The sequence below is a fragment of the Streptomyces diastaticus subsp. diastaticus genome (assembly GCF_011170125.1).
Lineage (GTDB): Bacteria > Actinomycetota > Actinomycetes > Streptomycetales > Streptomycetaceae > Streptomyces > Streptomyces diastaticus.
Window position 1 is genome coordinate 1,191,765 of the sequence record NZ_BLLN01000005.1, and the last position, 12,762, is coordinate 1,204,526.

The window sequence follows — 12,762 nt, forward strand, 5'->3', positions numbered from 1 at the left end:
ATCACCGCCCTCGCCCCCGGCCGGGCGAGTCGGCCGCTCGCCGGACTCCCGGCCGGGGCCGGCCGACCCGGTCCCCGGGAACCGCCGCGGCCAGCAGGTGGAGTACGGCCGCCGCCGACAGCCCGGCCGGGAGCGCGGCGCCGGCCAGCTGGCCGGCGAGGGCGGCTCCGGCGGCGAAGGCGGTCGTCTTCAGGCTCGCGCCGACGGTGAAGAGCTGAGCCCGCAGCCGGGCGGGCGCCACGCGGTGACGCACCGCGAAGAGGGCGGAGAGCTGCGGGCCCTCGCCGACGCCCGCGAGGAGGGCGGCGGCGGCCACCGGGCCCGGGCGGCAGGTCGCCGCCAGCAGCAGGGCCGCGCCCTGGACGAGCGCCGTCCACCGCAGGAGGGCCCCCGGCGCGACCGGCAGCGGGCACCGGGCGAGGACCGCGTTGGCGGCCAGCGCGGCGAGGGCGACGGCGGCCAGCAGGGCCACTCCCCGGGCGGCGCCGCCGAGGACGCGCTCCCCCAGTGGCGCGGCGCAGGCCGCCAGCATCCCCTGGGCCGCGCAGGAGAGCACCGAGGTCGCGGTGGCGCCCCGCAGGCGCGGGTCACGGGACGTCAGGCGCAGCCCGGCCCGGAGACCGGCGGCGCCGGAGCGGCCGTCCGGTGCGCGGCGGCCGGCACCCGCCCCGGCGTCCGCGCCCGCCCGGCCGCCGGGCGCGGGCAGCCACCAGGCAACGGGCACGGCGAGCAGGAGCAGGGTGACGGCCAGCGCGGCGGGGGCGGAGGGGAAGGTCCAGGCGGCGAGGGCTCCGGTGAGGGCGGGGCCGGCCAGGCTCGCGAGGTGGAAGGTGGCCGCGTCCCGGGCGGTCGCGGCGGGCAGGCCGCCCGGGTCGGTCACGTACGGGAGTTGGGCGCTCCAGCCGCCCGCGAGCGCCGGCGCGAAGAGGCCGGCGGCCGCCACGCAGGCGAGCGTCACCACCGTCGGCACCCGGCCCGCACCGGCGGCGGCCAGGGCGAGGCCGAGGGCGTACAGGAGGAGGCAGGCGGCGAGCAGGCGGCCGGGGCGCGGGGCGCGGTCGAGCAGGACGCCGAGGAGCGGCCCGCCGAGTACGGCCGGGACGGCGAGGGCGGCGAGCAGCAGGGAAGCGGTGGCGGGCGAGCCGGTCAGCGCGAACCCGGCCAGGAGGAGCGCCGGCCCGGCCGTCTCGTCACCGGTGCGGGCCAGAGCGCCTCCGGCCAGGAACCAGCCCGTCCCGTAACGCTTCATCATGCGCCGGACGTTACCGAGGTAACGGAAAGACACTCAAGAAGCGTTACACTCCCCCGATGGCCGACCCCTCCGAGACCCCTGCCGACTGGTCCACCCGTCACTCGGTGCGCGCGGTGGCGCTGCGCACCGTGGCTCTGGTCAACGCTCTCTCCCCCGAGCGGCCGGACCCGGCCGCCGTCGCAGCGCTGCTCCTCCGCCACGGTGAGCGCGGCCCGTTGGCCCTGACCGCCGCGGAGGTCGCGGAGATGCGCGCGGCTGCGCTCCGGGTGCGCGAGGTGCTGGCCGCCGGCGGCACGGACACCGCCGCCTCCGCCCTCAACCGGCTGCTGCGCACGCACACCGGCCTCCTGCGCCTCACCTCCCACGGGGGAACCACGCCCTGGCACCCGCACCTCGACAGCGACGACGACGCGGCGTGGGGCGAGTGGCTGCTGGCCTCCTCCTGCATGGCGCTGGCGGTGCTGCTCTGGGACCGCCAACTGCCGCCGGGCGCCGTCTGCGCTTCGGTGAGCTGCCAGGACGTGTTTCTCACCCGGGGCGCCGGTCCCGCCCGCCGGTACTGCTCACGGCGGTGCGCGACGCGGGAGCGGGTGGCCGCACACCGCAGGGCGCGCGGCTGACCGGCCCACGCGGGGAACGCCCCGGCGCACGGCGCCCCCGGCCAGGCGTCACGCGGCCCCCGGCGCGGGGAGGGGGACCCAGGTGAACGAGGCCCGGAGCAGCTCGTCACCGTCCCCGCCCAGTCCCCGGCGCGGGTCGGCCCCGGCGAGGGTGCGGCGCAGGCAGGACAGGGCACGCCGGCAGGTCCCCGCGGCATCCAGCACGCCTCACCCGTCGCCGGGCACCCGGCGCCCGGCGACGACATGGGCCGCCCCCCGCAGGTCCGGCCACCACCCCCGTCAGCCGCGTCCCCGGGCGGTCAGCCGCCGCGCCACCAGGTGCGCGCCGGCCGTCGCCACCCCGGCGAGGCCCAGGCTGAGGAGGGCGTCCCCGGAGCGGGCGGGGCGCAGGAGTCCGGCGCGGCGCAGACGGGCGCGGGCCGCCAGGGTGAACGGGAGGACGAGGAGCGGGGTGGTCGCGACGCCGGGCGTGTAGCCGCGGACGGCGGTAGCCTGAGCGAGGTGGACCAAGCCGTGCAGGCCGAAACCGTCCAGGACGGACTGGTACACCGCCGAACGGCCGCCGGTGCGGCGGCCCTCGACGGCGGCCGCCGCCACGACCAGGCCGACACACCCCACGGCGACACCGAACCGGCGCACGTCCAGCTCCGCCATCTCCCGCCAGAGCCGGTCCGGGACCTGCGGGAACCGCTCGCGCAGCTCCGGCACCCGTGCCGGGATCCAGTACCGCGCGGCCAGCAACTCCTCCGCGTCGTGCACCACCCAGGCCCCGAACAGGCCCAGCGTCACCCAGCCCGGCACCTCCTCGCCCCCGCCGCCACCGACCCGTTCCGCCGCGTTCCCCCGTGTCCTCATGGCCTGGAGTCTGCCGGCCAAGGCGTGCGGGGCAAAGGCACCCGACCCCCCGTCAGGCCGCCTGGCCCCGGAGCCTCGTACGCCACCGCCCTCGAACGGACCCCCCAACAGGAATGCATCTCATATCTGAGATAGCCTGCGGGCATGGCAGACGACTACCTGGTACGCATCGGCAAGCTCATCCGCGACGCCCGTCAACATCGCGGCTGGACACAGGCGCAGCTCGCCGAAGCGCTCGGCACCAGCCAGAGCGCGGTGAACCGCATCGAACGCGGCAACCAAAACATCAGCCTTGAGATGATCGCTCGAATTGGTGAAGCGCTGGACAGCGAGATCGTCTCCCTGGGCTACGCCGGACCGATGCACCTGCGCGTGGTCGGCGGGCGGCGCCTGTCCGGCGCGATCGACGTCAAGACGAGCAAGAACGCCTGCGTCGCGCTGCTCTGCGCCTCGCTGCTGAACCGGGGCCGCACCACCCTGCGCCGGGTCGCCCGCATCGAGGAGGTCTACCGCCTGCTGGAGGTGCTCAACTCCATCGGCGTGCGGGCCCGCTGGATCAACGACGGGCACGACCTGGAGATCGTCCCGCCCGCCGACCTGGACATGGCCGGCATGGACCAGACGGCGGCCCGCCGCACCCGCTCCATCATCATGTTCCTCGGCCCGCTGCTGCACCGCATGGACCGCTTCAAGCTGCCGTACGCCGGCGGCTGCGACCTCGGCACGCGCACGATCGAGCCGCACATGATCGCGCTGCGCCGCTTCGGCCTGGCCATCACCGCCACCGAGGGGCTGTACCACGCCGAGGTGGAGACCCCGGAGCCCTCGGACAAGCCGATCGTGCTGACCGAGCGCGGCGACACCGTGACCGAGAACGCGCTGCTGGCCGCCGCCCGCAAGGACGGCGTCACCGTCATCCGCAACGCCTCCTCCAACTACATGGTCCAGGACCTCTGCTTCTTCCTGGAGGCGCTGGGCGTACGCGTCGAGGGCATCGGCACCACCACTCTCACCGTGCACGGCGTCCCCGTCATCGACGTCGACGTCGACTACTCCCCCTCCGAGGACCCGGTCGAGGCGATGAGCCTGCTCGCCGCCGCCGTGGTCACCGAGTCGGAACTGACGGTGCGCCGGGTGCCGATCGAGTTCCTGGAGATCGAGCTGGCGGTCCTGGAGGAGATGGGCCTGGACCACGACCGGACCCCGGAGTACGCCGCCGACAACGGCCGGACCCGGCTGGTCGACCTGACCGTGCGCCCCTCCAAGCTGGAGGCGCCGATCGACAAGATCCACCCCATGCCGTTCCCCGGCCTGAACATCGACAACGTCCCGTTCTTCGCGGCCATCACCGCCGCCGCCTCGGGCCAGACCCTCATCCACGACTGGGTCTACGACAACCGCGCCATCTACCTCACCGACCTCAACCGCCTCGGCGGCCGCCTCCAGCTCCTCGACCCCCACCGCGTCCTTGTGGAGGGCCCGACCCGCTGGCGCGCCGCCGAGATGATGTGCCCGCCCGCCCTGCGCCCCGCCGTGGTCGTCCTCCTCGCCATGATGGCCGCCGAGGGCACCTCGGTCCTGCGCAACGTCTACGTCATCAACCGCGGCTACGAGGACCTGGCCGAGCGCCTCAACTCGGTCGGCGCCCAGATCGAGACGTTCCGGGACATCTGACCGGCGAGTGCCGCCGCACCCCGTCCCCCGGCCCGCTGACCGGCGGGGAGGAGTGCGGCGGCGTCCTTGACGGGCGGGCGGGCCGTCACCGGCCGGGGTCCGCCCGTGCGTCACTCGTAGGGGATGACCACCCGGGAGGTGTCGCCCCCGGTACCGAGCAGCGCGGTTCCGTCGCCGATGGCGTTCCAGACCTCCAGCCGCACCGTTCCCCCGCGCAGGTCTCCGAGGGTGCCGGTCGCGGACTTCAGGCCGCGGGCGTGGGTGTACTCCTCCCAGCCGGGGACCGGGTCGGTGGCGAAGTACGCGTACGTCTCGGTCCGGTCGAAGGTGCCGTCCCCGGTGAGGTCGTAGCTGACGCGGGCCTGCTGGCCGAGGCCGACGGCGGTGCCGGCGTCCACCCGGAGGCGGAAGGCGGTGGACGCGCCGGCCTTGAGGGTGGCGTTGACGCCCTTGGCCTCGTAGACGAGCGGCTTGTTCGGGGTGCCGTCGTGGTTGCGGCCCTCGGACGAGGCGACGGTGTCGCTGGCGGAGGCGCCGCCGGTGCCCGTGGTGAGGGCGCCGCCGGAGCGGAGCCGGAAGGTGTTGCCGGTGGACGGCTCGGGGTCCTGGCCGCCGGAGCCGGAGCCGTTCCCCGTCGCGGTGGAACGCGGGGGCACGGTGAGCTCATGGCCGTCGGAGAAGGTGACCGTGCGCTCCGTCGAGCCGTGGTTGTGGGCGACGTAGGTGCGGTCGCCGCCCTTGGCGAAGACCGCGGAGGTGGGCAGGTCGCCGGTGACCGAGGGGTCGGGGGCGCCGAGCGCGTCCAGAGTGGTCAGCCACTGGTACGTGTGCGCCTTGGACTCGCCCTCCTCCGGGGTGTATCCGGCGTGACCGGCGTCCCACTTCGCCTTGGCGGCGGCCGGGTCGGCCAGCGACTCGAACTCCCAGAGGATGTCGCGCCATTCGACGGCGGGCCCGCCGTTCTCCCGCTCCATCTCGGCGATGTTGCGCCGGATCGCCTCCTTGTGCCCGCCCAGGTGGAGGGAGCCGCCCGCGGTCACGGGCAGGACGTTGATGCCGTGGATCTCCTCGGGATTGGCGGTCCACCAGGTGGAGTACGCCCCTCCGCTGCCCCAGACCATGCCGACCGTGTCGTGGCCGAAGGAGCCGGGGAAGACCTCCTCGTCGGCGTCGAACCAGTACTGGGCGATCGCCTCGCCCTCGGTCGCGAGCAGGTAGCTGCCGAGGTCGCGCAACCGGGCGTCGCCGGTGGCCGAGCCCCAGAGCACCAGCGCCGCGCTGAGGTTGGTGGACTCCGAGGAGGACTCCTGGTTGTTGCCGGCGGCGAAGCCCTGGTGGCCGGAGGCCCAGCTGTGCCCGGCGTAGACGTCGAAGCCGCGCAGGAAGGGGAAGGCGCTGTCGCTGCGGCTGGGGTTGGCGGTGTCGCGGATCAGCTCCTTGACCATGCCGCCCCAGGCGGAGTCCTCGGCCCAGGAGGGGTCGTACTGGGCGACGATCGCGGCGGCGTACACGTAGTAGCCGTAGTGGAAGTGGTGGTCGTTGAGTTCGCTGTCGCTGCCGTACGAGGCGGGGTGACCGGTGAGGGTCTTCCAGTCCTTGTCGTACGAGAACTCGCTCGCCCCGCCCGCGGTGAACCACTCCTGGAGGCGGCCCTGGAGCAGGCCGACGAGTTTGTCGCGGGTGGCGGTCTCACCGATCTGGTCGGCGAGCGGCACCAGTTGGGCGAGCTTGCCCAGCGCCTTGCCGGTCCAGTAGGTGTCCGTGGCGCCGGAGAACGGGTCGGGGGCGTCGGCGACCTCGGACAGGTGGGTCCGCAGCCGGGAGGTGTCGACCGCGTCGGTCTTCGGCAGGGCGGGCAGGACCGGGGCCGCCTTCTGGCTGGTGGTGAAGGAGGTGCCCTCCCGCACCTTCATGGTGCCGCGCGGGGAGACGTAGGTGTACGGCGTGAGGTCGTCGGTGGTGTGCAGCCACTGGTGCCGGTACAGGGCCTGGAGGGTGCCGCGTTCGGTGCCCTCCTTGGCCTCGGTGGTGAGCTTGTAGGTGGCGCCGACCGTACCTGCGGAGGAGTCCCACTCCACCTGCGACCCGGTGACGAAGCTGAACGCGTACGCCCGGTAGGTCGCGAGGGCGTCGGTGGAGGGCAGGACGGCGAGGGAGAAGTAGTCCTTGCCGCCGAGGCCGGCGCTGATCGTGGTGCCGGAGACGTCCCAGTCGCTGCCGGTCGGCGCGAAGAGGGCGTAGTGGTGCCCGCCGACCGTGATGCCGAGGACGTTGCCCTGGTCGGAGAAGACGGTCGGGGTGGCCGCGGTGGTGATCTGGGCGTTGCCGCCGGAACCCTGGGCGTAGACGAAGGGCAGACCGTGGCCGATGGTGGTCCGCAGGGTCCGGGAGCCGTCGGACCAGTAAGGGGTGACCGTCCAGTCGGACCAGTCGTCGGCCTTGGTGTCGGGCGAGTCGAGCCCGCTCAGCCCGAGGGTGAGGTCGCGCTTGTGCGCGTACTCGTACTGGCGCCCCTCACCCACGACGGTGGGGCTGGTCGGGTAACCGACCTCCAGCCCGCCGGAGACCGCCTGGTACGTGAGCGGGTGGCCGTACATCGGTGTGGAGTACGGGTTGTCGCCGTACCGCTGGAAGGCGAGGGAGGACCACCAGTCGTTGGTGGGCACGGGCTTGTCGGCGGCGGCCCGCGTGACCTTCGGAGTGACCGGCGCGCCGGTGTCGGTCGTGGGGCCGGTCGTGCCCGGCGGCCGGGTGTCGGAGTAACTCCCCGCCCCCACGGGGACGGAGGCGGCGAACGCCGGGGTCGCGGCCGGGCCGAGGCCCACGGCCGCCAGCGCGGCGGCCAGGACCATCGCGGCGGCCGGCCGGGATCTGCGGGTTGGCATGGGGCACCTCGTGTCGTCGAGAGGGACGGGCTCGTCGGCGGCGGCCACGGCGACCTGCGGACCAACGCCCTGAGGTCGCTGCGGAACCGTGACAGAGAGGGTGCAAGAGCCCAGCCTGAGAGCGCTCTCAGGTGGCGGAAAAGTAAAACCTCTGTAATCGGTTGTCAATACGTCGCGCACGGTGCCGCCCGGCCGAGCGGCGAGTCGAAGATTCCGCGCGCCCTCGACCGCGTCGCCCCTTCAAGACTTGACGGTAAAAACCAGCACGGCCGGCACGCGGCCGAGCCGGGGCGTCCGGGCGTGGGACGTGCCGGCCCGGCACCGCCGGCGGCGTTTCCCCGCCGCGCCGTTCGCCGAGGGGCGCGCTCGTGCCGCGCGCGGTTCCCCAGGGCGGGACGGAGGGAGGAACGCGAGAGGGGAACCGGAGACCGGCGCGCGGGCGTGGCGCCGGTCTGTCCACTCGGTTCCCCCTGCTCGCCGTCGGCCGCGACCGACACGGCGGCGGCCACGGCGTTCCTCCGCCGGCTCGGCCCTGACGTTCCTTCGGCCACCCGACGTCCGACGCCCGTCCGGGCACCGGGGACGGGCGCGGGCTCGGGGACCTGCCGGCGACCGGGCACCGAGACCGGCGGTTCGCGGGGGAGGCGGGGACCCGACGCAGCAGGTCGGGCCACGGCGGACGCCGGCCGGTGCCAAGGATCGGGCGTCCCGGGCGGCGGTGGCCCGGGACTCCTGTCCGCCGGTCCACCGCAACGGGGCCGGTGGCACGACTCCACCGACTCCACGCCGTCGGGCGTCGTCGGGCGCCGGAGCGCGTGGGCCGGGCTTTTTCGTGCCCCGTGCCGCCACCTGCCCGGCAGGGAGGGGCGCGCCAGGTGGAGTCACCACGGCCAGGTCGCCGGGGACACCACCACGCGCCGCCTGACCGGGTGCGGGCGGCGGACCAGTGGTCCCCCGCCGGGCAGTCCGGCGACACCCTCTCGTCCACCGGCTCGCTCACGGGGGCCGGTTGCGACGGCACCAGCGGCGCCGGAGCCGTTCAACCAGGTGATCGTGGTGGGCGCCGTCCACCGGACAACCGCCGGCGCCGGCCCGCGGCCGCACCCGCGGGCCGGACAACCGCCGCTTCCGGTCGCCGCTCACCGACGGCGAGGGCCCTCGTCCGCTCGGTGGCCCGTTCCTGAGCCGCGGTGACGGGCCCTCGCCGGCACGCCCGCCTACGGACGCCGCGAGTCCCGCGCTCTGCTGAACCTGCCGAGCGGGCGGACCTGGCGGGGCCTGGGCGGGCCGGTGCGGCGCAAGGGCGAGGTCACGCGGGCCCCCGCCGGGGTGGCGGCCGGAGGGTGGCCGCAGCCGGCGCCGGCGTTGCGGCGGACGGCTCCGGGCACGGTCGCCGCCACCCGCAGCACACGGCTGAGGCCGGTGAGGTGGAAGATGCGCCGGGCGGCCGGGTCGGGAGCGGCGACGCAGAGGATTCCGCCCTCGGCGGCGGCACGTTGCCTGGCGCGCAGCAGCAGATGCAGCGCCCGGGGTGTCACCACCCTGGTCCGCACGTGCACCACCACGACACCGGCGCCTGCCTGGAGCGCGCGGAGTTCCGCCTCGACGGTCTCCTCGTTCTCCGGGTCGACGACGGCGTCGAGCGGCACGACGGTCACGGGGGTGCGGTCGGCGGACATGGCGGTATCCCTCATGGAACCCTCCGGACACGGGTGGTCTCCTCATGGGCCGCTGCCTGACCTCACGACCCCGTGTGCCCCGGCCGGCCCGGACCATGCGAGGAATTCCGGAGCAGTCCCCCGGCCCCCGGTCCACCCGGTCAGCCCCGGGGCTTCCCGGCGTGGGCGCGGCCCTGCGCGTGCAGTTGCTCCAGCGCGTCGAGCATCACCGTACGGCGGTGCCAGTCGAGCCACTCCCCCGCCTGGGCCACCACCAGGTCCAGGGCCTTCCACTCCGTCTCGGTCGGGACGGGGCCGGCCGGCGGGGCGTAGAGCGTGATGACGCCCGAGCTCTCGCCGGAGGCGGAGAGCAGCGGGGCGTACCAGGCGTGACCGATGCCCGCCGCGCGCAGCGCCTGGCGGGTCTCCTCGCTGAGCCGGGCGTCGGCGAGCCCGTCGGTGAGGCCGACCCGTCTGCCCTCGCGCATGGCGTCCGTCGCCGGGCCGCGCGCCGCGCCGTCCGGGCCGCGGGTGAGGCGGTCCAGGAGGGCGTCCGGGATGCCCTGGTCCGCCTCCAACTGCGGGCCGATGAGCGGGTCGGCGATGTGCAGCAGGCCGCGCGTGCCGCGTACGCAGCGCAGGGCGGTGCTGAGGACCGCCTCGGCGAAGGCGCTGCGCGGCACCCTGCTGCGGCGCAGCCAGGGCGCGAAACCGAGTTCGGGTGCGGGGGCGCGGGTACGGCCGGGGAACCACAGGGGGCCGTCGGCGGGGCGCGGGGCGCTGAGGAAGACGGAGGCGAGGGTCCGCAGCTTGACGTTGTGCTGCTGGGAGCTGTCCCGCAGCAGGTCGAAGGCGGTCTCGGCGTCACGCAGCCCGTAGCGCTCCTGAAGGATGCCCTGGGCCTGGGCGATGAGCGGACGGGTGCGGAGGTTGGCGCGCAGGTCGTGCACCTCGCTCTCGCCACGGGGCCCGGAACGCCCCTCGGCCCGGCCGGGGGCGGCGCCCTCCGGGGAGTCCCACTCGCCGGTGAGGACGAGGCGGGGGGTGTGACCGGCGCCGTCCAGGACGAGGCGGACGAGCTGTCGGGCGGCGGCGTCCGTGAGTTCGGCGCCGGGGCCGAGTTCGACCGCGACGTAGGGGCCCGCCGAGATGGCGAGGGCCTGTTCGAGGCACGCGGCGAGCTGTGGCCACGTCTCCGCGTCCACGTACCCCGTGAGGCGGACCGTCGTCACCTGGGCGGACGGCCACGACCGTGTGGTACTGGACAACGTGAAGGGAGTGGGGGCCACGGAAGATCTCCTGAGCAGCGCGAAGCGGCGGGCCACGCTGCTGGACCCGGGTCCAGCCTAGAGGATCACCTCGGGCGGCGTGTGACAGGTACGGACGTCGGAGCTGCTCAGTGCCGTACGGGCCGGGCCGGACGCCGCCCGGGCAGGGCGTACGCGCGGTCCGGGAGCAACCGCCGGGCACCGGCCGGGCCCTCGTCAGCCGCGGGGCCGGAAGTTGCCCTCCCGCGGCGGCTCGCCGGTGACGTTGCGGATGAGCTGGGCGCACAGCTCACGGAGCTTGATGTTGCGGTTCTGCGAGGCGGTGCGCAGAAAGGCGAAGGCGTCGTCGGCGCCGCACCGCTGCTGCCCCATGATGACGCCCATGGCCTGGTCGATGACGGTGCGGGAGCGCAGCGTCGCCTGGAGGTCGGCCGCCGACTGCTGGGCGTCGGCGATCCGGACGGCGAGGACGAGCGCGCCGGACGCCTGGGCGGCGATCAGCCGCAGCCGCTCCTGGTCGGCCGGGGCGAAGGCGCCGGGAGCCGCGGCGTAGAGGTTGAGGGCGCCGGCCATGCCGTGCCGCTCCTTCAGCGGGAGGGAGAGGGAGGACCGGGTGCCGCGGTCGACGGCGAACGGCGGATAGGGCATCCAGCGCGCCTCCTCGGCCATGTCCGTGACGTACACCTCCTTGTCGTGGCGCAGCGCCTCCAGACAGGGGCCCGCGTCGATGGTGTACTGCATCTCGTCGAGCGGCGGGGCGGCGGGGCCCGCGCTGGCGACGGTGTAGGGGCGTCCGTCGCGTTCGAGGGTGATGCCGCATCCGTTGGCGCCGGGCATACGGCGTCCGGCCTCGGCGGCCAGCTCCGAGAGGAAGGCGTCGAGGGTCTCGCTCTCCACCAGGAGGGACTGGGCGTCGAAGGGGGATGGCTCGTCCATGACGTCTCCGTTCGGCTCTGCGGGCCGGGCCCGGGGGCTCCTCTCCCCACCCTCGCACGCCGGAAGCGCGGACCGGCGCGCGAGGTCGGTCACCGCAGGGCGTGGCCGCGGCGGTACGACCTGGGCGGTGTCCCGTAGGCGCCACGGAAGGGCGCGGATGCGGGTGGAGCGCTCGTCGCAACCCCGGCGGGCGGGGGCCGCGTCGGGCGGGGCGGCGAGGTCGCGGTGGGCCCCTCGCAGCCGCTGCCCCTCCGACGGCCCCGCCGGAAGGGCATCCGGGCAGGTGAGCAGGTACGTTCCGGGTGTCGGCGGCGTCCGCGCCGCGGCACGAGCGGACGAGGAGCGCGCCATGCCCACCACCGTGCCCGAGCCCCCGCTCGGCGTGTACTCCGAGGTCGGCCGGCTGCGCAAGGTGCTGGTCTGCTCGCCCGGTCTCGCCCACCGCAGACTCACCCCCACCAACTCGCACGACCTGCTCTTCGACGACGTGATGTGGGTGGAGAACGCCCAGCGCGACCACGCCGAGTTCGTCGCCGAGCTGCGCCGGCGCGGGGTGGACGTGGTGGAGCTGCACACGCTGCTCGCCGAGACGATGGCCGTGCCCGGGGCCCGGAGCTGGCTCCTGGAGCGGAAGGTGACCGCCGACCAGGTGGGCGTCGGCCTCGTCGACAGCACCCTCGCCTACCTGGAGACGCTGGACGACCGGCGGCTCGCCGAACACCTCATCGGCGGTCTGGCCACCGCCGACCTGCCGCCGGAGTACCGGACCGGGTTCGTGGCGCTGGCCCGCGAGTCCACCGGCGGCCACGCCTACCTGCTGCCGCCCCTGCCCAACACCCTCTACACCCGTGACACCACCTGCTGGCTCTACCAGGGGGTCACCCTCAACCCGCTGTACTGGCCGGCGCGGCGGGCCGAGACCCTGCTGATGAAGGCGGTCCATCTCTTCCACCCTGGCTTCGCCGGTTCGACCGTCTGGTGGGGCGACCCCGAACGCGACTGGGGGCAGGCCACCTTCGAGGGCGGCGACATCATGCCCGTCGGCGAGAAGGTCGTCCTGATGGGCATGAGCGAACGCACCTCCCGGCAGGCCATCACCCAGGTCGCGGCGGCCCTCTTCGCCCGGGGCGCGGCCGAGCGGGTGATCGTGGCGGGGATGCCCCGGTTGCGTTCGGCGATGCACCTCGACACCGTCTTCACCTTCGCCGACCGCGACGTGGTCACGGTCTACCCGAAGATCATGGAGGCGGTGCACACCTTCTCGCTGCGCCCGGGCGACCGGGCACCCGGGCTGGAGATCACCGACGAGGGCGACCGGCCCTTCACCGAGGTGGTCGCCCGCGCCCTCGGCCTGCCCCGGCTGCGGGTCATCGAGACCGGCGGCGACGTCTACGCGTCCGAACGCCAGCAGTGGGACAGCGGCAACAACGCCGTCGCCCTCGAACCGGGCGTCGTCTTCACCTACGACCGCAACACCCAGACCAACGCGCTGCTGCGGCAGGCCGGGATCGAGGTCATCCCGATCGTCGGCGCGGAGCTGGGGCGGGGGCGCGGTGGCGGCCACTGCATGACGTGTCCGCTGATCCGCGACGCGGTCACGTTCTGACGGGGCCC

General features: G+C 74.8%; 10 protein-coding genes. 3 read left to right on the forward strand and 7 right to left on the reverse strand.

Annotation, left to right across the window (positions count from 1 at the left end; all coding sequences use genetic code 11):
* Position 1 precedes the first annotated feature (1 nt).
* Positions 2-1,252, reverse strand: coding sequence for an MFS transporter (locus Sdia_RS22670; RefSeq protein ID WP_189500362.1), 1,251 nt, complete (start codon positions 1,250-1,252; stop codon positions 2-4).
* A gap of 56 nt (positions 1,253-1,308) precedes the next feature.
* Here Sdia_RS22670 and Sdia_RS22675 point away from each other — a divergent pair, with 56 nt between their 5' ends.
* Positions 1,309-1,872, forward strand: a complete 564-nt coding sequence (locus tag Sdia_RS22675) for a CGNR zinc finger domain-containing protein (protein WP_189500361.1) — start codon at positions 1,309-1,311, stop codon at positions 1,870-1,872.
* A 48-nt stretch (positions 1,873-1,920) separates the two neighbouring features.
* On the opposite strand, the gene Sdia_RS22680 is transcribed toward Sdia_RS22675, so the two are convergent.
* Both Sdia_RS22680 and Sdia_RS22685 read right to left on the reverse strand, forming a co-directional pair.
* Positions 1,921-2,076 carry a hypothetical protein gene (locus Sdia_RS22680; RefSeq protein WP_161499822.1) on the reverse strand — a complete coding sequence of 52 codons (156 nt, stop codon included), beginning with the start codon at positions 2,074-2,076 and terminating at the stop codon, positions 1,921-1,923.
* 75 nt (positions 2,077-2,151) lie between these two features.
* Positions 2,152-2,727, reverse strand: a complete 576-nt coding sequence (locus Sdia_RS22685; RefSeq protein WP_185393518.1) for an HXXEE domain-containing protein — start codon at positions 2,725-2,727, stop codon at positions 2,152-2,154.
* 144 nt (positions 2,728-2,871) lie between these two features.
* Between Sdia_RS22685 and Sdia_RS22690 the strand changes: the two genes are divergently transcribed.
* Complete coding sequence (locus tag Sdia_RS22690) at positions 2,872-4,401, forward strand: helix-turn-helix domain-containing protein (protein WP_018469489.1); 1,530 nt, start codon at positions 2,872-2,874, stop codon at positions 4,399-4,401.
* Positions 4,402-4,511: 110 nt separating this feature from the next.
* On the opposite strand, the gene Sdia_RS22695 is transcribed toward Sdia_RS22690, so the two are convergent.
* The 4 genes from Sdia_RS22695 to Sdia_RS22710 all read right to left on the reverse strand — a co-directional run bounded on the left by Sdia_RS22695 (position 4,512) and on the right by Sdia_RS22710 (position 11,148).
* Positions 4,512-7,286 (reverse strand): glycosyl hydrolase, encoded by a 2,775-nt coding sequence (locus Sdia_RS22695; RefSeq protein ID WP_100457252.1) that lies wholly within the window; start codon positions 7,284-7,286, stop codon positions 4,512-4,514.
* A gap of 1,217 nt (positions 7,287-8,503) precedes the next feature.
* Entirely contained in the window at positions 8,504-8,965 is a 462-nt protein-coding gene (locus tag Sdia_RS22700; protein ID WP_124287973.1) for an STAS domain-containing protein, read from the reverse strand.
* A 140-nt stretch (positions 8,966-9,105) separates the two neighbouring features.
* On the reverse strand, positions 9,106-10,233 hold the full coding sequence (locus tag Sdia_RS22705; protein ID WP_100457254.1) for a GAF and ANTAR domain-containing protein: 1,128 nt from the start codon (positions 10,231-10,233) through the stop codon (positions 9,106-9,108).
* Positions 10,234-10,428: 195 nt separating this feature from the next.
* The gene (locus Sdia_RS22710) at positions 10,429-11,148 is read right to left on the reverse strand and encodes a GAF and ANTAR domain-containing protein (RefSeq protein WP_100457255.1); all 720 of its coding nucleotides are present in this window, start codon (positions 11,146-11,148) and stop codon (positions 10,429-10,431) included.
* Between the two features lie 349 nt (positions 11,149-11,497).
* On the opposite strand from Sdia_RS22710, the gene Sdia_RS22715 reads away from it, so the two are divergent.
* The gene (locus Sdia_RS22715; protein ID WP_185393516.1) at positions 11,498-12,754 is read left to right on the forward strand and encodes an arginine deiminase; all 1,257 of its coding nucleotides are present in this window, start codon (positions 11,498-11,500) and stop codon (positions 12,752-12,754) included.
* Positions 12,755-12,762: the final 8 nt, after the last annotated feature.